The organism is Phycisphaerales bacterium (assembly GCA_020852515.1).
Taxonomy (GTDB): Bacteria; Planctomycetota; Phycisphaerae; order Phycisphaerales; family UBA5793; genus UBA5793.
The window spans coordinates 145735-166738 of sequence record JADZAS010000005.1 but is presented as its reverse complement, the minus strand read 5'-3'; the positions used below and the strand labels follow the sequence as shown (position 1 = coordinate 166738).

General features: G+C 65.6%; 18 protein-coding genes and 1 tRNA gene. 9 read left to right on the top strand and 10 right to left on the bottom strand.

The genetic code is table 11. From position 1 onward, the window contains the following. Nucleotides 1–156 precede the first annotated feature (156 nt). Complete coding sequence (locus tag IT430_03540; protein ID MCC6906992.1) at nt 157–513, top strand: hypothetical protein; 357 nt, start codon at nt 157–159, stop codon at nt 511–513. Between the two features lie 378 nt (nt 514–891). Then, nucleotides 892–2244, top strand: a complete 1353-nt coding sequence (locus tag IT430_03535) for a hypothetical protein (GenBank protein MCC6906991.1) — start codon at nt 892–894, stop codon at nt 2242–2244. Between the two features lie 16 nt (nt 2245–2260). Here the strand turns inward: IT430_03535 and IT430_03530 are convergent, their stop codons facing one another. Then, entirely contained in the window at nt 2261–4540 is a 2280-nt protein-coding gene (locus tag IT430_03530) for a protein kinase (GenBank protein MCC6906990.1), read from the bottom strand. A gap of 192 nt (nt 4541–4732) precedes the next feature. Between IT430_03530 and IT430_03525 the strand changes: the two genes are divergently transcribed. Then, nucleotides 4733–4818: transfer RNA gene (locus IT430_03525), tRNA-Leu, on the top strand. 97 nt (nt 4819–4915) lie between these two features. Here the strand turns inward: IT430_03525 and IT430_03520 are convergent. Beyond that, entirely contained in the window at nt 4916–5971 is a 1056-nt protein-coding gene (locus tag IT430_03520) for a hypothetical protein (GenBank protein MCC6906989.1), read from the bottom strand. A gap of 219 nt (nt 5972–6190) precedes the next feature. Here IT430_03520 and IT430_03515 point away from each other — a divergent pair, with 219 nt between their 5' ends. After that, on the top strand, nt 6191–7267 hold the full coding sequence (locus IT430_03515) for a cysteine synthase family protein (GenBank protein MCC6906988.1): 1077 nt from the start codon (nt 6191–6193) through the stop codon (nt 7265–7267). A 79-nt stretch (nt 7268–7346) separates the two neighbouring features. After that, nucleotides 7347–8528: a cellulase family glycosylhydrolase gene (locus tag IT430_03510; protein ID MCC6906987.1), complete on the top strand. Its 1182-nt coding sequence runs from the start codon at nt 7347–7349 to the stop codon at nt 8526–8528. Nucleotides 8529–8574: 46 nt separating this feature from the next. Here the strand turns inward: IT430_03510 and IT430_03505 are convergent, their stop codons facing one another. The 3 genes from IT430_03505 to recJ all read right to left on the bottom strand — a co-directional run bounded on the left by IT430_03505 (nt 8575) and on the right by recJ (nt 11521). Further along, nucleotides 8575–9033, bottom strand: coding sequence for a hypothetical protein (locus IT430_03505; GenBank protein ID MCC6906986.1), 459 nt, complete (start codon nt 9031–9033; stop codon nt 8575–8577). Beyond that, a complete protein-coding gene (locus tag IT430_03500) occupies nt 9030–9680 on the bottom strand; it encodes a hypothetical protein (protein MCC6906985.1) in 651 nt (216 codons plus the stop codon). The genes IT430_03505 and IT430_03500 overlap by 4 nt, the downstream gene beginning before the upstream one ends. Nucleotides 9681–9775: 95 nt before the next feature. Further along, on the bottom strand, nt 9776–11521 hold the full coding sequence (gene recJ / locus IT430_03495; GenBank protein MCC6906984.1) for a single-stranded-DNA-specific exonuclease RecJ: 1746 nt from the start codon (nt 11519–11521) through the stop codon (nt 9776–9778). A gap of 168 nt (nt 11522–11689) precedes the next feature. Between recJ and IT430_03490 the strand changes: the two genes are divergently transcribed. Together IT430_03490 and IT430_03485 are read left to right on the top strand one after the other, a co-directional pair. Then, on the top strand, nt 11690–12199 hold the full coding sequence (locus tag IT430_03490) for an NADH-quinone oxidoreductase subunit A (GenBank protein MCC6906983.1): 510 nt from the start codon (nt 11690–11692) through the stop codon (nt 12197–12199). An 82-nt stretch (nt 12200–12281) separates the two neighbouring features. After that, nucleotides 12282–12902, top strand: coding sequence for a nucleoside monophosphate kinase (locus IT430_03485; GenBank protein MCC6906982.1), 621 nt, complete (start codon nt 12282–12284; stop codon nt 12900–12902). A gap of 139 nt (nt 12903–13041) precedes the next feature. On the opposite strand, the gene moaA is transcribed toward IT430_03485, so the two are convergent. Next, complete coding sequence (gene moaA / locus IT430_03480; GenBank protein MCC6906981.1) at nt 13042–14073, bottom strand: GTP 3',8-cyclase MoaA; 1032 nt, start codon at nt 14071–14073, stop codon at nt 13042–13044. A gap of 180 nt (nt 14074–14253) precedes the next feature. Beyond that, nucleotides 14254–14451 (bottom strand): SHOCT domain-containing protein, encoded by a 198-nt coding sequence (locus IT430_03475; GenBank protein MCC6906980.1) that lies wholly within the window; start codon nt 14449–14451, stop codon nt 14254–14256. A 173-nt stretch (nt 14452–14624) separates the two neighbouring features. Between IT430_03475 and recG the strand changes: the two genes are divergently transcribed. Further along, the gene (recG, locus tag IT430_03470; protein ID MCC6906979.1) at nt 14625–16691 is read left to right on the top strand and encodes an ATP-dependent DNA helicase RecG; all 2067 of its coding nucleotides are present in this window, start codon (nt 14625–14627) and stop codon (nt 16689–16691) included. A gap of 305 nt (nt 16692–16996) precedes the next feature. Here the strand turns inward: recG and IT430_03465 are convergent, their stop codons facing one another. Together IT430_03465 and IT430_03460 are read right to left on the bottom strand one after the other, a co-directional pair. Beyond that, a complete protein-coding gene (locus IT430_03465; protein ID MCC6906978.1) occupies nt 16997–18043 on the bottom strand; it encodes a M28 family peptidase in 1047 nt (348 codons plus the stop codon). Nucleotides 18044–18135: 92 nt separating this feature from the next. Further along, complete coding sequence (locus IT430_03460; GenBank protein ID MCC6906977.1) at nt 18136–18363, bottom strand: hypothetical protein; 228 nt, start codon at nt 18361–18363, stop codon at nt 18136–18138. 169 nt (nt 18364–18532) lie between these two features. Here IT430_03460 and IT430_03455 point away from each other — a divergent pair, with 169 nt between their 5' ends. Beyond that, nucleotides 18533–19069, top strand: coding sequence for a transcriptional repressor (locus tag IT430_03455; protein MCC6906976.1), 537 nt, complete (start codon nt 18533–18535; stop codon nt 19067–19069). A 74-nt stretch (nt 19070–19143) separates the two neighbouring features. Here IT430_03455 and IT430_03450 read toward each other — a convergent pair whose 3' ends face one another. Beyond that, the gene (locus IT430_03450; protein ID MCC6906975.1) at nt 19144–20904 is read right to left on the bottom strand and encodes a beta-lactamase family protein; all 1761 of its coding nucleotides are present in this window, start codon (nt 20902–20904) and stop codon (nt 19144–19146) included. Nucleotides 20905–21004 lie beyond the last annotated feature (100 nt).

The following is a 21004-nucleotide window of genomic DNA, read 5'->3' as shown; positions in this document are numbered from 1 at the left end:
CCGTCGTGGGCGGCGTTTGTCCGCGCGCGGGGCGCATTGGCTGTCAAGTTCATGTGGCATGTCTCCGAAGCAATGCGATACCGCTCGATGCGGCGTCGGTGCGGGCCCTGGCGTCAGGGCCGCGCGGGACGGTCGCGGCGGATGGAGGGTGAAGCGATGGAGATCGATTTCGAATCGGAATTCGGCGATGATCATTACCACGGCGGTTCGGGCATGGGCAAGTTCGTCATCGGCGGATGCGTGCTGCTGGCCGTGCTCGCGCTGGGCGGGTTTATCGGCAAGATGACTTCGTCGAGCAACGCAGCCGAGAGCAAGGCCCAGCCGTCGGGCGGTCTGCCGGCCATCTCGCTCCAGCAGCAGATGCAGCAGGCGGCGATCGAAGCGCTGCACACGCAGCAGCAGATGATGCTCGACGTCCGCCGGCAGATGGCCGAGGCCGAGCAGGGCTACTACGAGTACGAGGACCAGCGCCGCATGGTCGAGTTCGACGAGTACGGCGACGGCAACTATTGAGCGGCAAACCTACCGCGGCGCGGGGCGCTCGACTCCTTGCGCGAATGGACGAACCTGATGGCAACCCCGCCGCGATCGCGGCGGGGTTGCTGCGTTCGCGAAGCGGCCGGCTTCCCGACCACGGCTCGCGGTGGGCCCTGATGTCAAGGGCAAGGCGTCGGTCGTGCTCTACATCGCCGGCATTGGCCTGGCGTCTTTGAATCCATGGCTGGCGGTGGCGCTGTACGCGGCGTTGACGTGCACTATGCGATTGAATGTCAAGGTGTTGCGAGCAAATGGCGAATGCCCTGGCCGGCTGTGTAATACAGATTGAGTTGACGGGTGTTGTTCGGGGACTCCCGTCGGCTATGGTAGGAGCACCAGCAAAGGAAGGGTGCCATGACTGACCAGCGAGGTTGTCGCGCGGCGTGTGCTGAACTGCAAATCGCGTGGTTCGTCTGCACAATGGGCGTCTTACTCGCGGCGGCGCGTCCGGCCGAGGCTCAACGCGACTGGTACATCTCCGCTTCAAACGGCGGGGGGAAAGTCGGCACGGTTGAAAATCCCGCAAGCGATCTGGGGAACATCGTATCGCGCCTCTCTGCGGGTGATCGCGTGTTCATCGCCGGTGGCGAGTACCCGGGTCGCAGTTCGAGCGGCGTCGATGAAATCGGGGTTCCGGTGGAAATCTACGGCGGCTGGGACGAAGCGTTCACGACGCGTGACCCGTGGGGCGAACGCCCGACCATCTTCACAGGCGACAACAAGTCGTCGAATGCGAAGGCGCAATACCGCCTCATCATCGACGCCAGTCGATTCGAGTCAACCGAGCCGATGTCGCTCGTCGTTGACGGGATCATCTTCGACAATGCAGGGCGGAATCGGTACACAAACGACGGCGCGAAGATCGCACGGCGCGCCAATCCGGCGGATGGCGAGAACCAGTCGCCCGAGGCGGGTGGCCTGCGGATTCATTCCGGACGACACGCCAAGGTGACGATTCGGAATTGCCTCGTGATCAACACCGCGCCGACACAGGGCGCGTTCTCACTCTGGGGGCACGAGGGAGCGGTGTTCACCATTGAGAACAATGCCGCCATCAACAACACCGGCTTTGGCTTTGCACTGCACAGTATCTGGCATCCGCGCGATGGCAGGGGCATCCCCGTCTTCACGATGTCGCGCAATTCATCGCTCTTCACCGAAAAGCACGACGCCTACGGCACCATCGGCGGATCGGGTCTCCGCCTCGAGAGCGACACGGAAGTCGTGCTGAATTCGAACCTGTTTGCATTCAACGATGTGTACGCGATCGACAATGCGAGCCAGTCAAGAAAGGTGAGCATGTCAGGCAATCGATTTGGTCCAAGCCTCAAAGGCGACTACATGGAATTCGATACGACCATCGACGTCGATGCGATTGCGGATGAGTCTGAGCACGTCTACGACGCTCAAGACAATGAACGCGCCGACCCCGAGGTCAAAGAACTCGGCGACTGGGCCGATCGCTACCTTTCGAGAGTCGTCATCGACAGAAACGCTGAGGAGGGCCAAGAGGAGGCGCCCGACACGCCGAGCAATCGAATGCGCAGACTGCTTGGCCAGAACGCACTGGGTCACGACGTGAAGCTGGATTCGGACTGCTGGCTGCCGCGGCTCGGAGTGGAGGCCGCGCTGCGCGTGGCGCGGTCGAGGCTGGGACTGGAGAACTGCGGTTGCGCGGCGCCGGCGTCACCTGTCGACCCGAGGTAACCCGGCACTTTGCGAGCTAGATGTGGTCGATGGCGGCGCCCTTGAGCACGATGCGCACCACGCCGGAGAATCCCAGGTCGAGCGACTTGAGCACGGGGACGAACAGTTCGATGGCGCCGTCGCCCGTCACCTTAAAGTCAGGATTGATGGCCGAATCCCCCACGGGCGATTCACTCTTGAATGCACGGAGCAGTTCGCGCGTGGGGAGGCTCGAACTGTAATCCATGGAAGAAGCGGCCGCACTCTCGATCGAGACACGGAAGTTGAGTATGCCGACGCTATCGGGAATCGGTACGGGTTTCGACGGCCCGGCCAGGTCACTTTCCGAAGTAACGTCTGCAATGCTGATGTGTAGATCCGATCCCCGGAGATCGACGATCAGTTCACCCGGGCGGACGGGCTGACCCTGTGGATCATGCAGGGCTGGCTCCAGCGACACAGTGAAGGCATGTGGCTCGGACATGACGTCAATCACGTTGCCGTCATGGTTGGGAAGCACTGATGCCAAGACGGCGATCAGACCGCAGACGATGACGAGGGCGACGAAAGCGGCCAGCCAGTGTCGCTGTACTTGCTGCAGGATGGCGCGCGGACGCGAGGCGTGTTGGCGGGATGTTGGAACGGCAGCGTTGTCTCGCTCGTGGAGCGAAACCGGCTGCGGACCAGGTTCGATGCGCGGCAAAAGGACGCTCATGTCGCGGCCAACGTATGTTTCGGCGAGCGCGGACAGGTCGTGGGCGAGTTCATCGGCAGTGGGATAGCGACGGGTGACGTCACCATCGATGCAGCGCGCGATAACCGCAGCCAGCGGCGCGTCGACCTCGCGTTCCCAGCCGTACGCCAGCGGTCGATCAAGGTCTCCGATCGCCAGTTGATAGAGCAGCACCCCGAGCGAATAGACATCGCCCTGCGGCGTGAACCGGCGTTGTTTCGGATCGGCCGAAAGTGACTCGGGCGGCGCGTAGAGGCGCGTCCCGGTGCGACTCGATTCGTTTTCGGTCAGTTGCGTCTCGGTGAAGCCGGAGTTGGCGATGTGGTGCTGCCCGATCACGGCCGGATCGGTCAAGACCCCGATGCCGAAGTCAATGATCTTGGGATGAGGCGTGCCTTGATCGTCGACGGTGATGAGGATGTTCGTCGGCTTGAGGTCCTTGTGGAGCACGCCGGCGGAATGAGCCGCGGCCACGGCTTGCGCGGTGCGGGCCAGCAGATCCAGGCGCGTGGACAGAGGCACTGTCGCGATGCCGCCGCGTGCATCGGCCCACGCGCGCAGATCGCCTTCGGGCGAGTATTCGTATTCGATACTGAACGGCGGCTGATCGAGACTGACTTCGTAGAGTTGTGCGATGTCGGCGCGCTGGCCCAGGGTTTCGCGCAGCACGCGGAAGAGCGTGAGTTCGCGCCGAAGGCCGCGCAGCCGATCGGCGTTGAAGCAGAACTTGAAGACGCGAGGCAGGCCAGTCTGCTCGTGCTGTGCGAGCCAGACTTCGCCGAACCCGCCTTCGCCGATCTGTCGCTCGAGGCGCCACCGGTCTCGGCCGGGGATGGACAGACCTGCAGCGGGCCGCCAGTCGTACATGGCCTCCGTGCCCGGGGGGATAACGCGGCGCACCTTCTCACTGTCAGGTGGAGCCGCCAGCGGCGCTTCGCCGACGACGCCGACTTCGTACACTTCGAGCGGCTCTTCCGCGCCCTTGAAGAGATATGGGCCGTGCGCCATCCAGCGCAGTTGCGATGAATCACCTGCGCCGGCCGAGGGATCGCTGCGTATGAACTGGCGTGCATCATCGAATGCGCCGCGCGTGAGCAGGATCTGTCCCGGCTTCGCGAGCGACTCGATGCGTGCGGAGAGGTCGGCGGCGAGTCCGACTACTTTCTGCTTGCCGTAGATATCGGGGCCGAGGTCGGCGACCTCACCCATGTGAATGCCGATGCGCACAAGGAAACGGGAACGAGGGTCTTCTTCCGTTGACGATGCGTCAGGGTGGTCGAGATGCCCAATCGCGTGCTGGAAGCGCAGGGCGACGGAAACGGCCGCGCTCGAGGTCGGGAAGAGGATCATGAACCCGTCGCCGGTGTCCTTGAGGATCTCGGCGCCGGCGACGGCGCCGACCATCTCGCGCATCAACGAGTCGTGGGCGGAGGCGAGCGAAGAGTAGACGTTGAGACCAAGGCGGGACTTGAGAGTGGTCGAGTCGGCGATGTCGGTGAACATCAGGACGACGAGTCGCGATGCGCGCGCGTTGGAGCCGGATGAGCCGGTTCGAGCGCGATCTGAAGAGGATGCCTCACTCACCTGCAGTCACTCCGGATGCATCGGCGCGTACCACTCTAGACGGGGGATTTCGCGGCGGCGGGAGCCGAGTGGCCCCGAACATCGCCGCGGTTCGGTCGGATTGTTGGATCAGCCTCGGGCTCGGGTGGTGCTGTTTTGCAGTCTTGCGGATGGGGCCTATACTCCGGGCCGATCGCAAAGCGATCGCAGCCCGCCCAGGTGGCGAAATTGGCAGACGCGCCAGCTTGAGGTGCTGGTGGGAGTAAAATCCCTTGGAGGTTCGAGTCCTCTCCTGGGCATTGGATGGGCGGCCAAGGCCGCGATGATCGACTGCTGACCCCCGCGCAATGCGGGGGTTTTTGTTTGGCCGGGCCATCTTCGGTCGGGGCGTGCCTGCTATTGGCGACTGGTGGCGATTGCATCACGTGCGGAGGCGGCTCGCGCTGCGGCGGTGAAGTAGGCGCGAAGTTTGAACAGGAGCACGATGGTCCAGATCATGGCGATGATGTTGAGCAGTCCGCCGATGCATCCCCCGATGGCGCCCGCGCCCAGGCCGATCAGCATCGGGCCGGATGGGGTCTGGCCGGGCGCCGGCATGGGCTGTCCGGTGGCCAGGGACGTGGAGGCCATGACGCCCAGGCCGAGCATGGCCGCGAGGGTTCCGATCACCGTGAGCCAGAGAATGGTGCGCGCCCAGTTGGCGAGCGTTTCATCGACGACGCGTCGCGCCAGTTCGCGCAGGTGCAGGAGCAGCCCGACGCCGACGAGCGCCCCGAGTACCATGACGGGCAACTGAAGCAGCATGGCCAGCGCCTGGCCCTGCTGGGGATTGGTGAACGCCGTAAAAGCGCCCAGCCCGGCCGTGGCGAGTACCTGAGGAATGACCAGAAGCCGAGCCAGGTTGGCGCCGAAGCGCTGCTGGGCGGGGATGGGTGTGTCGGGATCGGGCGCGGTGATCCACCAGAGCGCCAGAGCCGTGAACACTCCCGAGACCACCGTCGTCGTCACAGTGACCAGCGCGATGACGGCCGCGTCTTTTATGGCGAAGCGAAGCGCTGCGGCGCCGACTCCCAGCGAAATCGCCAGAGCCAGCGCGATGACGTAGAGCACCAGTCCGTCTGCGACTTTCTTCGTCCAGCGCGGATCGCCGTAGCGGAGCAGATTCCCCTCCAGGCTCTGGCCGACGGGCACGTGGCACTCGGGGCAGGCGCCGGCCGGGTCGATGCCGCGCAGGTCGTAGCCACACGTCGAGCATCGCAGCGATTCGTCGAGCAGGCCGCGCTCATCGACGCGGCAGACGGCCCGCCCGAGGGTGGACAGGGCGATCGTCTCGCCGCAACCCGGGCACGCCGCGCCGGCGGACTGGCCGCGCAGCGAGTGGCCGCAGGCCGAGCAGGGCAATTCATCAATGATGCGACCCTCGCGATCGACGTGAAGTGTCTCGTAGGCCATGGTGGGGGGGGTGCTCCTTCGTTCGGCCTGCCGCGCGTTGGCAGGCGCTCATCGTAGTCGCAGCGCGTGTCGGCACGGAGAATTCACGCTGTCTCAGATCAGGAAAACGAACCCGTTTCTCCCGCCCGACCGTGCTCGCTAAAGTGAAGTCCAGACGACAATTGCCGATGCGAAGCATCGCCGGCGGCGCGAGGTGGCGGACCGGCACGGAGAAGTGACATGTCTGACACCGCGGCGCAGGCGACATGCCAATGGACGACGAATCGGGCGGGCGCGGCGCCGCCGGCGGCTGAGGCGCCGTCTCCGGTGGACGCCGTGGAAGCGCTTATCGGCGATACACCGCTGCTCGAGATCGAGTATCGCCTGGACGGCCGGCCCGGGCGGCTGTATGCGAAGTACGAAATCGAGAACATGACCGGCAGCATCAAGGACCGCATGGCGGCTCACATCATGCGCTGCGCCTACGCGACCGGCGAACTCAAGCCCGGGGACACCATCGTCGAAGCGTCGAGCGGCAACACGGGCATCTCCTTTGCAGCGCTGGGCACGGCGCTGGGCCATTGCGTGCGCATCTTCATGCCCAACTGGATGAGCCGCGAGCGCGTGCAACTGATCAGCAACTACGGAGCCGAGGTCGTGCCGGTGTCGCGCGAGCAGAACGGCTTCGCGGGCGCTGTGGAACTGGCCGAGCAGTACGCGAACGAGCATGCGGACTCGTTCCTGCCCCGGCAATTCGCCAACCCGGCGAACATCGAAGCGCACGAAGCGACCACGGGCCCGGAAATCGAGCGGCAACTGGCGATCTTCAACCGCCAGGCGGATGCGTTTGTCGCCGGCGTGGGCACGGGCGGCACCGTCATGGGCCTGGGGCGCTACCTCCGGCGTAAGGGGCGAAGCGTGCGCGTGCATCCGCTCGAACCGGCCAACTCGCCGACGCTGCGCACCGGCCGGCACCAGGGGCATCATCGCATCCAGGGAATCTCGGATGAGTTTGTGCCGGCCGTACTCGATCTGCCGTCGCTCGATGCGATCGTCGATGTGTGGGACGGCGACGCCATCATCATGGCGCAGATGCTCTGCCGCTGCCTCGGCCTGGCGGTCGGGATCTCCTCGGGCGCGAATGTGCTGGGCGCGATGAAACTCGCCGAGCAGTACGGCCCGGACGCGACGGTGGTAACGGTCATTCCCGACTCGAACAAGAAGTACCTTTCGACGGATCTGTGCCACGAGGAGCCGGCGGCGGAGCATTACCTGTCGCCGCGCGTCGAGTTGTGCCGCTTCCGCGCCGTGCGGTGAGGCGCCGCGCCGAGCCGGGCCCTTGCTGTGCCGGGCTCTACCATCGAAATGAACAGCAACACTTCAGCGAGGAGGCGCCATGAAGCGCGCGTTGATGACTGGATCGATTATGGCGATGGTCGCAGCTTTGTTTGCGGGCGAAGCGCTCGCACAACAGCCGGCAGAGACAGACGCCGCGGCGATTGAGCGCATCCGCGTCAGCGACGACGGCACGCACTTCGTCGGCGCCGAATCCGGCCAGCGCTTCATCGTCTGGGGCGTCAATTACGACCACGACAACGACTCGAACCTGCTCGAAGACTACTGGCACGACAGGTGGCCGGCGATCGAGCAGGATTTTGCCGAGATGAAGGATCTCGGCGTGAATGTCGCGCGCGTGCATCTGCAGTTCGAGAAGTTCATGGAAGCGCCCGATCGGCCCAACGAGGCGAATCTCAAGCGGCTGACCGATCTCGTGCGCCTGGCCGAGCGCACGGGGATCTATCTCGACGTGACCGGGCTGGCGTGCTATCTCGAAAAGCGCGTGCCGGAGTGGTACGCGAACATGGAGCCGCCGGCGCGGTGGAACGCGCAGGCCGTTTTCTGGGAAGCGGTGGCCAAAGCATGCGGCGGGAGCAGCGCGATCTTCTGCTACGACCTGATGAACGAACCCGTGCTGCCGGGCGAGGGCGAGGTGAAGGATGACTGGCTGCCGGGCGAGTTCGCGGGGATGAACTTCGTGCAGTATCTCACGCTCGATCTGAAGGGAAAGACGCGCCAGGAGGCTGCTGCGGCGTGGGTGAAGCAGATGTGCGATGCGATCCGCAAGGTGGATGACGATGCGATGATCACCGTGGGCGTGATTCCGTGGGCGCTGACGTTTAAAGGAGCAAAGCCGATCTTCTACGACGAGCAGGTCATGGGGCCGCTCGACTTTGCGGCTGTGCACTTCTATCCCGAGAAGGACAAGATCGACGAGGCGATCGCGGCGCTGAAGGTGTACGAGGTCGGCAAGCCGCTGATCGTCGAAGAGATGTTTCCGCTCTCATGCGGCATCGAGCAGATGGAAGAGTTCATCCGGCGCAGCGGTGACTTCTGCGACGGGTGGGTGAGCTTCTACTGGGGGCAGACGATTGAGCAGGCCAAGGCGCAGGGCGACATGAAAGGCGCGATCATGGCCGCGTGGCTGGAGCAGTTCAGGCGGCTGGGAGTGGAGATGAAAACCAAGAATTACCACGGAGCCACGGAGGACAAGGAGAAGCAGCACAAGGGAGACAATTGATTGTCAAGCCGTGACTCGAAGCCTCGGTGCAGGGACGGAATGCGCCTTAGGCCGAAGTGTGTTTTCGCTTGCCCACCGGCGGCATGTCGGCGAAGAGCGCGCCGCATTCGGGGCATCGGTCTGCCCGATGATCGCCGTCGAGCCCCCTGAGGTCGTACTGACACTTGATGCAGATCGGAAAGCCCATGCGGCGGAGTGCGGCGTTGGCATCGCGCTCCACCCGGCCGGCGAAAAGAACCGAAGCGATGAGCACCGGTGACATGACCACGAGCATGTAAAGCACGCCCAGGATCAGCGCCTGGTCCGGTCCATCCATCTTTGCCAGGCCCCAGTCGGTTGTGAGGTAGTCGCCTGCGATGAGAATGCCGGTCGAAAGCAATGCCGTGCCGACGATCCCCGCGCCCGATCGTGTGCGAATAAAACACATGCAGACCAAGAGTTCTTCGCGCAGCGTCAACTGGTAGTTTCCCACGCGCCGACCGTTGAGCCAGGCCCGCCAGTTCATTTGGTTGCCTCGACATCACGTTCGTGAGCGGAGTCGGCCGAGTTTGCTCTGCGGCGCATTCTCCCTGCAACCCGCATCGGCGCCGCGAAGAGCAGCCAGAGACCGGTGGTAAAGATGGCGGTGTTGATCGCAAAGCCGGGCCAGACGGGTCGGCTCGGCAGCGTTGGAGGGAGGTGGAGCCACTGCCACTGTGGCCCGACGCTCAGCCGGCCGGTGTCTTCGATCGGCTTCGGACCCAGCCGCGGAGACATGCCAAGGCGACTGGTGAGCGCGAGGCACGGCCAGCCGAAGAAGTCCTCGTAATAAGTCGAATGCTCGGCCCAGTTGACTTGTTCCAGCGGTTCGGCGCCTCGAAACACGGATGATCGCGGCAGCCGGCGGTCGAACGCTTCGGCCGATTCGGGTCTGGACACCACTGGCGCGGTGGAGAGCGAGTCGCCGGGGCCGAGTTGCATAATGCGCACGCGGCCGAACATGATCTGGAAAATCGCATCATGCCCGTTGTCGCGCCGGTACGCTTCGTGGCCCGGAAGATCGGTCGTGGGCATGATCGGGAACGGCCGGCACGCACACCACCACGCGACCGCGACGTTGATGATCGCGCCGAGCAGCAGAAGCGCCAAGATGGTGAAGGCGCGGCGGAGCATGAACAGGCAAGTCTAGCAATCATGCCGCGTGTGTCTGCACGTTGGCACACAGCACCCAAGGCGGGATGCTGTGCGGCGCCCCCGATTCGCCCCCCTCAGCGCACCGCGCGCCAGTCGCACAGTTCGGCTTCGACGCTCACGCGGCCGTTCCACTCGTTGAGTTTCGGCCGCACGATGGCGTCGATGATCATTCCCGAGGCCAGTTGCGGCGCCATCCAGCCCATGCTCCATCCGACCAGGCGCATCTGCGCGGAGCGGTCGCCGGCCATGAGCGACAGATGCCGCCCCTTGTCGCCCATCACGCGCGGGTGGCCCGTGAGGCGCAACTGCCGCACGAGCACCTGCGGCCGCGGGTTCGAGCGGCCGAAGGGCCCCAAATCCATCAGGGCCCGCGCGGCGGCGCGATCGATCTCGCGCAGCAGCGCTTCGCAGTCGAACGACTCCTGCCCGATCATGTCGGGCGCGGCGATGTTCAGGTTGGCGTGCTGCGTCAGCGCCTCGACGAATGCGTCATACGCTGCAGGCGACAGGGACAGCCCGGCGGCCAGGTCGTGTCCGCCGTGCGTGAGCAGGTGCTCGCCCACTGCCGCCAGCCCGGCGTGTATGGAATACCCCTCGATCGACCGCGCCGAGCCTTTGATCACATCATCGCACTTCTGCATAAGCACCACGGGCCGGTGGAAAAGTTCGACAAGTCGCGAGCAGACAATGCCCACCACGCCCGCGTGCCAATCCTCGTGGCAGAGGACGATGATGCGCCGCTCATCGCCGGTCATTCCCGCCGCCTCGGCCATCTCGCGCGCCTGCGCCAGGATGGCGCGCTCCGTCGCCTGCCGCTGTCGGTTCTGCTGTTCAAGCTGGCTGGCCAGGCGCATGGCCTCGGCCGGATCGTCGGTGGTAAACAGCCGCACCGCTTCGCGCGCGTGTCCCATGCGGCCGGCGGCGTTGAGGCGCGGCGCCAGACGAAAGCCCACCGCTTCGCAGTCGATGCGATCCGCATCATCCAGTCCTGCGGCGGTGATGAGCGCGTTGAGGCCGATGTTGCTCGTGTCGCGCATCATCCGCAGGCCGTATTTCGCGATGATGCGATTCTCATCGACGAGCGGCACGACGTCGGCGATGGTTCCCAGCGCCGCCAGCGCCAGGTGCTCGGTAAGCAATTGGCGCAGCGGCTCGCTCACGCGCTGCGAGCCGCACCACATGGTTGCGAGGCGCCACGCCAGTTTGAACGCGACTCCCGCGCCGCACAGATCGCCGAAGGGATACGCGCTGCCCGGCAGGCGCGGGTGCACGAGCGCCGCTGCGTCGGGCAGTTCGACCACGCCCGCGCTGGGCTGGTGGTGATCGGTGATGATGAGGTCGATGCCGAGTTCTCTTGCTCGGGCCGCTTCGCGCGTCGCGGTGATGCCGCAATCGACCGTGACGATCAGATCCGCGCCCTGGGCGGCGATCTGCTCGATCGCTTCGCAGTTGAGGCCGTAGCCCTCGTCGAGCCGGTGGGGCACGTAGGTGCGCACCTCGGCGGAGGGCGCGATGGCGCGAAAGGTGTGGTAGAGGATGGCGCTGGCGGTGATGCCATCGACGTCGTAGTCGCCGTAGATGACCACCGGCCCGCCGCGCGCCAGCGACTCGAGCACCCGAGCCGCCGCGGTCTCAACGCCCGGCAGCAGCGCTGCGTCGTGGAGCAGGCGCAGCGTCGGGTTGAGGAACGGCTCGAGCTGGTCGCCGCCGATGCCGCGCGCCGCCAGCACGCGCTCGACCAGCGGCCGGCGAAGGTCCGCTTCGGTCAGCACCGCCCGGGCCCTCCAGCGGCATCGCACGCCTTGCTCGATCGCCTGCATCGGGCAAGCCTAGGCAATCGCCTCGCGCCGACCAGCGCGATCGCAGCGCCGGCATCCGGTAAACTCCTTAGAGGCCGGTCTCTTCGCCTCCCCGCGCCGGCCGGCGCGGTTGTCCATTGCCGCACGCGCCACTACCATGACCTCCTGTCATACAGAGGGTTGGCCCGCGTGGAAATACTTCTCTCGATCGCCATCTTCCTGGCCTTCGGCTTTGGGTTCGTGCTCGTCAACATGCTGGTGGGCGCCGTGGTCCGCCCGAGCGCGCCCAATCCCGAGAAGGCGTCGATCTACGAGTGCGGCGAACCGACCGTCGGCTCCAGCTGGGTGCAGTTCGATCTGCGCTTTTACGTCGTCGCGCTGTTCTATCTCATCTTCGACGTCGAAGTGGCGCTCATCTGGCCGATCGCCGTCGTGTTTCGGCAGCATGCCGGCCCGGCGCTGGTCATCGCTGGCGTGTTCATGGCTCTCATTCTTATCGGTTATGTCTACGAGTGGTACTCGGGAAGCCTCGACTGGATCCGCTCCAGCGCCAATACCGCCAGGCCTGACCGCATCGGCGGCCTGACGGGCGCACGGCTGGGGACGGTCGCGGCGTCACCGGCCGAGGCCCGCCGCATGGCCCGGCGCGATCCGGAACTGCTCGAAGAGGAGCGAGCCGCCGCCGGGGCCGCCACCTGATCATTCACCGCGTCCATCCATCTGGCCCGGGGCCGAGGCGCGATCTCCACTACAGCACGCATCGCAAGCGAGGGTGTCCTGAATGTCGGCTCGGTATCGCTCGCTTCTGATCTTCGGAGCGCCAGGGGTCGGCAAGGGCACACAGGGCAAGCTGCTCGGCTGTATCCCCGGCTTCCTGCACCTCTCCACCGGCGAAGTCTTCCGCAGCCTCGACATGAACAGCGAGACCGGCCGCGTCTTTCGCGAGTTCTCCAGCCGCGGCGAACTCGTCCCCGACGAATTTACCATCCGCCTCTGGCGGGAACACATGCGCAAGATGATCGACGCGGGCCAGTATAATCCGCAGCGACAACTGCTCGTTCTCGACGGCATTCCGCGCAACGCTTCGCAGGCCGCCAGCATGGATGGCGACATCGAAGTCCTGCAGATTCTCCACCTCGTGGCCGGCGACGAGGATGTGCTGCTCAAGCGCATGCAGCGCCGCGCCGAGCAGCAGAACCGCCACGACGACGCCGACGAGGGCGTGATCCGCCACCGCTGGGCGGTCTACAACCGCGAGACCGTGCCCGTGCTCGAACACTACGGCCGCCATTGCTGCGTGCAGATCAACGCGATCGGCACGCCCGGCCGCGTGCTCATGCACATCTTGGAAGCCGCCGTCCCCGTGCACGAAGAGCACTTCAGCAACGCGCTGGAGGACTGACGGGGTCTGGAAGGTTGACGCTTCGTGGGTCGGATTCGTCGTGACTTCGGTGAAGTCAGGACTCTGCCTCGCCAAGTGCGCCTGGCGTTCACCAGAACTAACACCAGGCGAGGCGCCCAGGTTGGGCTCGACTCGCGCGTTACCCGCCGATCTGGCTCATGGCTCGGTTGCCGCGGGTGGAGTGCACCTCGGGGCGCAGGACGACGCAATCGGCGAAGAGCTGGATCATGCGGTCGAGGTCGGGTTTTGGCCGCAGCGCCGGCATGAGGCTTACCTCGCCGCCGTCGAACAGGCAGCTGCGCAGTTCGCCCACCGCGGTGACGCGCAGGCGGTTGCACGATTCGCAGAAGGGCTGGCTCATGGCGCTGATGAAGCCGACACGGCCGATGGCGCCGGCGAAGTTGTAGACCATCGCCGGGCCGACGCCGACTTCGCGGTGGCGCTCGACGGATTCGAGCGGGCCGACGCGCTCGGCAATGCGGGCTTTGATCTCCTCGTTGCCGATCGTTGCATGAGTCGGATCGACGCCGGTGAGGACCGAATCGCCCAGCGGCATGTACTCGATGAAGCGAATCGACCACGGGTACTGCGTGGCAAGCATGGCAAAGTCGGCCACTTCGTCGTCATTGATGCCGCGCATGACGACGACGTTGACTTTGAGCCGCGTGAAGCCGGCGTCGTGGGCCGCGCGCACGCCGCGCCAGAACTGGTCGAGGTCGCCGCCGTGCGTGATGGACTTGTACCGATCGGCGCGGAGCGAATCGCAACTGACGGTGAGGCGATCGACGCCGGCCAGGCGCAGCGGCTGGGCGAGGCGGTCGAGCATCAGGCCGTTGGTGGTCAGGGAGAGGTCGCCGATGCCCAGCCGCGCGAGGCGCTGGGCGATCTCGATGATGTCGGGCCGGATCGTCGGCTCGCCGCCCGTGAGTTTGACGTGGCGGATGCCCAGGCGCACGGCCGCGGCGACCACGGCCTCAATGTCGTCGGCGGTCAGCAGGTCCTTCTGCGGGGCCATCCACGACACGCCCTCGTCGGGCATGCAGTAGACGCAGCGCAGGTTGCACCGATCGGTCACGCTGACGCGCAGCAGGCGCACGGAAGAGAGGCTGCGCGGCCCCTGCGCAAAGTTGGGGCGTTGCGGCGAAGTGTCTAGAACAGGCAGCGAAATCACGGCCAATGGTAGGGAGGTGAGGCGGGAGACAGCGAGGGATCAGGCATCAAGGCAACAAGGCAGCGATGCATCAAGGGATCGCGGCATGTTTCGCCGTCCTTCGGGTCGTGAGCCTCAGGCGCAAACGACGATCCGGAGACTCTGCGCAGGGGAGCGCCGCGTGCCTGGCGCCGGCCTCCGTCAGTTGCGCAGGATCTCGGCGCGCTGGCACTCGTACTCCTCGTCGGTGAGGGCGCCGGCGTCATAGGCGGCTTTGAGGTCGATCAGCTCTTCGCCGCGCGTGGGCTTCTGAACGGTCTGCCGGCCGCCCACGAGCACGCACCCTGCAAGCAGCGCCAGTGTGATCGTGATGGCCGCGATTCGAATGATGGCCGACATGCTCTGGTCTCCTTCAGCTTCAGTCCGGATTCTCATGAAAGGCCCGGGATGAATCGAGGACGCGAAAGACGAAGTCGTATTCCCGCTCGACGGCCGGGCATCGATTCGGGTATCCTATTCCCGAGATGCCTGACACGACCCAAACCCGCCCGCCGCTGAGGTTGGATATGCCGGTGCAGTATCTGCCCGGCGTCGGGCCGCGCGTGGCGACGGTGTACAAGCGGCTGGGCGTGGTGACGGTGAGCGACCTGCTGCACCACTTCCCGCATCGTTACGAGTTTGAGCATTCCGAGCGGCCCATTGCCGAGATCGGCGCCGAGCAGGTGGTCACGGCGCGCGGCGAGGTCGGCGCCACGCGCGTGGCGGGCATGGGCCGCAAGGCTCGCTTCGAGGCGAACCTCGTCGACCCCACCGGCCGGTTGCATCTCACGTGGTTCAACAGTTCGTTCCTGCGCACGCGCATCCACCCGGGCATGACGCTGCGCATCCAGGGAAAGACCAAGAAGTACGGCAGTTACATGCAGGTCGTCAATCCCAAGTGGGAAGTCATCGACCCCGAAGCACCCGCGGGCGAGCGCAGCGAGCGCTACCGGCCCGTCTATCCCGCGAGCGAAGACCTGAGCAGCGAGCAGATCGATAAGACGATTCAGTCGATTCTCGACGAGGCGACGGCGCTCATTGACGATCATCTGCCCGAAGAGTACCGAAAGCAACGCAACATTCCCGACCTGGCCACGGCACTGCGGCTCGTGCATCGGCCGGATGGCGAGGATGACGTAAAGCGCGCGCGGCGGCGCCTGGCGCTGGATGAACTGCTGCTGCTGCAACTGGGCATCGCGCTCAAGCGCCGGCAGTTGCGCCAGCACAGCGATGCCGTGGCGATCAACACTGCCGACGCGGTCGATGAGCACATCATCGCGCGATTTCCATTCAGACTCACGAGCCATCAGCGCGGCGTGATCGAGGAGATCCGCAGGGATCTCGCGAGCACGACGCCAATGAACCGCCTGCTGCAGGGCGACGTCGGCTCGGGCAAGACGGTCGTGGCGCTCTACGCCATGCTCGCGGCGGTGGCATCGGGCGCGCAGGCGGCGCTCATGGCGCCGACGGAGATCCTCGCCGAGCAGCATTACTTCACGGTGACCGAGATGCTCGAAGGCAGCCGCGTGCGGATCGAGCTGCTCACCGGCACGCTCAGCGCTGCGGATCGCAAGTCCATTCTCGATCGATTGGCCCGCGGCGACATCGACCTGGTCATCGGCACGCACGCGCTGCTGAGCAAGCCGGTCGCGTTTCACCGCCTCGGCGTGCTGGTGATCGACGAGCAGCACCGCTTCGGCGTGCACCAGCGGGCGGAATTGCGCATTCGCACCGAGATGAACAGCGGCGTCGTGCCGCACACGCTGGTCATGACGGCGACGCCGATTCCTCGCACGCTGTCGCTGACGCTCTTTGGCGATCTGGATGTTTCGACGATCAAGGGCCTGCCGCCGGGCCGCAGCCCGATCGCGACGCGCGTGGTCGGGCCGGGCAAGTCGCGCGAGGTGTATGAGTACGTCGCCGGGCGCATTCGCGACAAGAGGGAGCAGGCGTACATCGTGCTGCCGGCGATAGACGAAGCGAGCGGCGGGGGGCTCAAGGACGTGCGCTCGCATCTCAAGCACCTCGAGGAAGGCTGGTTCGAGGGGCTGCGCCTCGCGCCGATCCACGGCCGGCTCAAGCGCGAGACGCGCGAGCGGATCATGCACCGCTTCCGGGCCGGGCAGATCGATGCGCTCGTGGCGACGACGGTGATCGAAGTCGGCGTCGATGTGCCGAATGCGTCGATCATGATCGTCGAGCATGCCGAGCGGTTTGGGTTGTCGCAACTGCACCAGTTGCGCGGCCGGGTGGGGCGCGGCTCGACCAAGTCACTGTGCGTCTTCATCGGAGAAGCGACCACGGAAGACGGCAAGGCGCGGCTCGACGCGATTGCTTCGACGGGCGACGGCTTCGAGATCGCCGAGAAAGACTTCGAGATTCGCGGCATGGGTGAGATTTTCGGGCCGCGCCAGTCGGGTTCGACATCGCTGCGCGTGGCGGACCTGCGCACCGATATGGCGCTGCTCAACATGGCCCGGCGCGATGCGCGGCAGTGGATCGAGGATGATCCGGGGCTGACAAAACCAGAGAACGCACTGCTGCGCCGGCGGCTGATGGAGCAGCACGGCGAGGGGCTGGGGATTGCGGATGTGGGGTAGGACGGGTACGCGCGGTCGCGGATCCAATGTTCAGTACGAAGACACGAAGACACGAAGGCACGAAGGCACGAAGGCATCAAGGCACCGAGGAACCAAGGTGTCGAGTCATGAACGACAGGCGCCTGCTGCTTCTGCTTCTTTTCGTTGTGACGTTGTGTCTTTGAGTCTTTGTGTTCAGATGTTCGCCGTCCGGCTCGCGCGAAAGAGGGTCGAGCGCCCTTGACCGATTGTGGATTCCGTCTTCACGGGAATGACGAGTTCGGACTGCGACTTCGCATCGACGCTGTCGTTGGCCGCCGTGCGTTTCACTCACTCGCCAGGTCTTCGATGACGCGCTGGACTCCTTCGGTCACGCGGGCGAGGCGGTCGTAATCCACTTTGTCGGGTGTGTCGGACGCTTCGTGGTAGTCGCCGTAGCGGAAGGGGGCGGTATCGGTGACCATGATGGCGTCGTAGCCGGCCTGCCAGAACGACCAGTGATCCGACCAGCCGACGCCGGGGATTCCGCCGGGCAGGGCGGCGCCTTCGGACGGAAACTGCGCGTGCTGGCGAAATGCCGCGATGCACTTGCGAACGAGGTGGCGCGAGCCGACGCCGCCGACGAAGCCGATGAAGTTGCCGGTGGTCGGGTAGAGCAGGCCCAGGCCCAGCGGGTAGTGCTGCGTGCCGGGCTCGTCGCTGAAGCAGCCCATGGTTTCGAGCGCGAGCATGGCGATGATGTTGTCGCCGTTGTCGCGACACTGCCGGGCGTAGACGAGCGAACCCATCTGCCCTTCCTGCTGGAAGAAGGGCGGCTCTTCGTTGACGAAGAAGACGAAGCGCAGTGTGCGGCGCGGCGCCGAGTTCGCCATGCGGCGCGCGAGGGCCAGCGTGGCGACGACGCCGGTGCCGTTGTCGTTGGCGCCCGGCGAGCCGAAGATCGAGTCGTAGTGCGCGCCGACGATGATGATCTCCTCAGGTTTGGTCGCGCCGGGAATCTCGACGGAGAGATTCGAGCAGACCGTGTCGCTCTCGGGATTGGGGCCGAGTTCGAGGTGAACGGGGAAGGGGTGGCGCTGGACCTGATAGCCGGCCTGCGCGAGCTGCGTTTCGATGAACGTCGCGGCGGCTTCGAGTTTGCCGGGCAGGAAGGCGTTGCGCTCGCCGATGTCGCCGGCGAGGATCTGCAGGTCGCGACGGAGTTCATCCGCCAGCGCCTGCTGCTGAGCCGTTGCGGGCGGCAACGGACCGCGGAACGATTTGCCCGGCATGCGGATCATGACGAAATAGCATACCGCCAGCACGCCGGCGATGAGCAGGAACAGATTGCGAAGGCGTCGGACGGCAGCGCGGGTGATGATCTTCATCGCCATGGCTGAGCGCACATACGCAACGCGCCGTCAGACGGTTGCAGCGCGGGTGCCGTGCGTGCCCCACGCATGAATGTCGCGCATGAAGGTGGGGCCTACCTCTCGTCATCGCGGCGGCGCAGGCGGCGCAGGCCGACTGACGCCAGGCACAGCAGCAGCCCCAGGGCGCCCACGCCGGCGGCGATCGGGTGTTGAATGCCCATGGCGGGCGCGGTGGCGAGCCAGCCGTTGCCGAGCATAAGGAAAGCGGCCAGGACGCACAGCAAGCCGAAGAACAGCAGCGATGAGACGAGCACCGAGCCGTGGGGGGTGGGGGGCGGCATGGCGGAGGATAACGCATACGGACCATGGGTTCCCGCGGCGGGGGCACCCCAAGCCGGGTCACCGGCGCGCCGATGAAGAATGAGGGGCGCCTTCAGGGAATGCCGCACCGGTGCGCCGCCCCCAAAAAGCCGCTGGCTCATCCGCTGAAAAGGCCGTAACATCCTAATGATGGGAATTCGCAGGCTCTTTACGGAACACGGCTTGCGCTGCACGCGGCAGCGGGTGGCCATTTACGACCGCCTGCGGGGCAGTAAATCCCACCCCACCGCGGAAGAGCTTTTCGAAGACGTGCGGCACCGGTGCGACGGCCTGAGCCTGGCAACCGTCTACAACACGCTTGAAGCCTTGTGCGAGGCCGGACTGGCCCGCAAACTCTCCCTGAACTGCGGCTGCGCCCGTTTTGACGCCGACCTTGAGCCTCACCTGCACCTGCTCAACGACGACACCGGCGAAATCCACGACGTCCCGACTGACCTGAGTGAACGCCTGCTCATGCAACTGCCCGACGAGGTGCTCCGCGACATCGAGCAGCGCCTGGGTGTGCGGGTCGATCGCGTCTCGCTCCACCTGCACGCGCGGCAGGCGCCTCAGCACGCCAACGGTTCGGCCAACGGCCGCGTCAACGGCCAGAGCAACGGCCGAGTCAATGGACACGACGATGGCGCCGTGCGCCTCGACCGTGTGCAGCATTCAGTCACTCTCTGATCCGAGTCTTGAGTTCGCCACCACAGTGATCGCACAGGCCGCCGAGGGCGGCAGGCGAAGGCGGCTGCGCTTCGTCACTTCTCCTGCACCCGCTCAAACTTCTGCCGCTGTCCTTCGGCGACGAGGGTGATGGACTGCGCCTTGCCGGCGTCGTTGCGCACGATCTCGACTGGGTACTTTGACGGCGAACGCGAGAACTCGACAAACTCGAATTCGCCAGCCTCGGTGCGCTCCAGCCTGGCGTAGGTGATTGGCCCCTGCGGCGACCAGTGAATCTGTGCCGTGACCATGCGGCCCGATGTTGCGACGACGAGTTCGATTCCCTTTTCATCCTGGTAGCGGCCCAGGAGCAGAGCGGCCCAGTCGGGAACTTCGCCGCCTGTCTTTGGAGCAGCCTGCTTTTCAGCGACGGGTCGAGCGCCCTCAGCACCTGGCTTGATGCGCTGGTACGGATGTCCATCAATCGTCAGCGCGTCTACCGCGCCGGCCTCATCGCGCACGACCTCCACGCCGATCGCGCTCATCCAGTCATAGAACACGAGCCCGCCTTGCGGCCCCAGCCCAAGGATGGCGCGCGTCGTCGGACCCGACGTCCATTTCACCGTCGCTCGCGTGGCGGCGTCCTGGCGCTCCACAGTCAGTGCGTTGCCGCGCTGATCTTCATACCGGCCAGCAATCTCGCCCGCCATTTGCGACTCGAGCGGCGCCGGGGGCGCCTGCACCTGACCATCGCCAAACAGCGTGGTCTCCACCGCCTCGGCGATGCGCCATACCGGCACATCATCGCGCGCGCTCAGCACCACCACCAGCGCCTCGTGCTCCGGGAAACGGCGGAAATCGCAGGCAAAGCCGCGCACTCCTCCGCTGTGGCTTTGCATCAGGCGCCCGGCCTTGTTGGTGAGCACGAACCAGCCCAGGCCGTAGCTCCGATCGCCGGGTGTGAACATCTCTGTCTTGCTCGCCTCGCTCAGCAGCGCTTCGCCGGCAAGGGCACGATCCCAGCGCCACAGGTCCCAGACGTTGGTCACGAGCCCGCCCATGCCGCGATACTGGTAGCCGTAACTGCCGTAGGGATGCTCCAGCGCCGAGCGCGGCTCGCCATAGCCCGATGTGCCCACCGCGACGTTGACGCCCTCCGGCGCCGCGTCACCGGTGAAGCACGAGTGCGCCATGCCCGCCGGCTCGAAGATGGCGTGGCGGCAATAGTCCACGCACGATTCCTCGCTGGCCCGCGCGATGATCTCACTCAGCAGCGAATAGCCCTGGTTCCAGTACTCCCAGTGCGTGCCCGGCTCGTGCTGCGGGCCGCCCTTGAGAAACACGGGCAGCACAGCCGCGAGATCATCGCCGCTGCCCTGCGAATTCGTCCCCGGAATGCCCGAGGTGTGCTGAAGCAGATGCCGCACGGTGATCGGCTTGCACTCATCGGGTACGCCGGGCAGGTACTCGCTGATCGATGCATCGAGATCGAGCTTGCCAGCCGCCGCGAGGCGCATCGCTTCGACCGCCGTGAAAGGTTTGGTGATCGAGGCAATCTCAAAGAGTGTCGAAGGGACGATGGGCTGCTCGCCCTTCAGATCCGCATGCCCGACACCCACGGCCGCGATGACCTTCCCGTCGCGCGCGGCCAGCACCGCGCCGCGAAACCCGGCCGACTCGTACGCCTGCGCAAGTTCGACGATCTTCCGGCCGGTTTCATCGGCGGCGAAGTTGGCATCCTCCGGCGGGCTTTGTGCCAGACTTGTGGCGCCCACCCCGGCGCCCACCCCGGCGCACGCGAGGAGGCAGATCAGGCGGGCGAGTGCGAGGCTTGGGGTGCGAAGCGGTCGTTTCATGCCGGGCTCCTCTGCTGGCGGGCGGCGGAATTCGCGAGGTACTGTATCTCGCTCACGCCGCCGGTTTCGGGGGTGGGTGCAACCCGCGGCGGCTGCGGCG

Coding starts and splice junctions, on each gene's coding strand:
- IT430_03540 (MCC6906992.1), top strand. CDS start 157: ATGGAGATCGATTTCGAATCGGAATTCGGCGATGATCATTACCACGGC.
- IT430_03535 (MCC6906991.1), top strand. CDS start 892: ATGACTGACCAGCGAGGTTGTCGCGCGGCGTGTGCTGAACTGCAAATC.
- IT430_03520 (MCC6906989.1), bottom strand. CDS start 5,971: ATGGCCTACGAGACACTTCACGTCGATCGCGAGGGTCGCATCATTGAT.
- IT430_03515 (MCC6906988.1), top strand. CDS start 6,191: ATGTCTGACACCGCGGCGCAGGCGACATGCCAATGGACGACGAATCGG.
- IT430_03510 (MCC6906987.1), top strand. CDS start 7,347: ATGAAGCGCGCGTTGATGACTGGATCGATTATGGCGATGGTCGCAGCT.
- IT430_03505 (MCC6906986.1), bottom strand. CDS start 9,033: ATGAACTGGCGGGCCTGGCTCAACGGTCGGCGCGTGGGAAACTACCAG.
- IT430_03500 (MCC6906985.1), bottom strand. CDS start 9,680: ATGCTCCGCCGCGCCTTCACCATCTTGGCGCTTCTGCTGCTCGGCGCG.
- recJ (MCC6906984.1), bottom strand. CDS start 11,521: ATGCAGGCGATCGAGCAAGGCGTGCGATGCCGCTGGAGGGCCCGGGCG.
- IT430_03485 (MCC6906982.1), top strand. CDS start 12,282: ATGTCGGCTCGGTATCGCTCGCTTCTGATCTTCGGAGCGCCAGGGGTC.
- IT430_03475 (MCC6906980.1), bottom strand. CDS start 14,451: ATGTCGGCCATCATTCGAATCGCGGCCATCACGATCACACTGGCGCTG.
- IT430_03465 (MCC6906978.1), bottom strand. CDS start 18,043: ATGGCGATGAAGATCATCACCCGCGCTGCCGTCCGACGCCTTCGCAAT.
- IT430_03460 (MCC6906977.1), bottom strand. CDS start 18,363: ATGCCGCCCCCCACCCCCCACGGCTCGGTGCTCGTCTCATCGCTGCTG.
- IT430_03455 (MCC6906976.1), top strand. CDS start 18,533: ATGGGAATTCGCAGGCTCTTTACGGAACACGGCTTGCGCTGCACGCGG.
- IT430_03450 (MCC6906975.1), bottom strand. CDS start 20,904: ATGAAACGACCGCTTCGCACCCCAAGCCTCGCACTCGCCCGCCTGATC.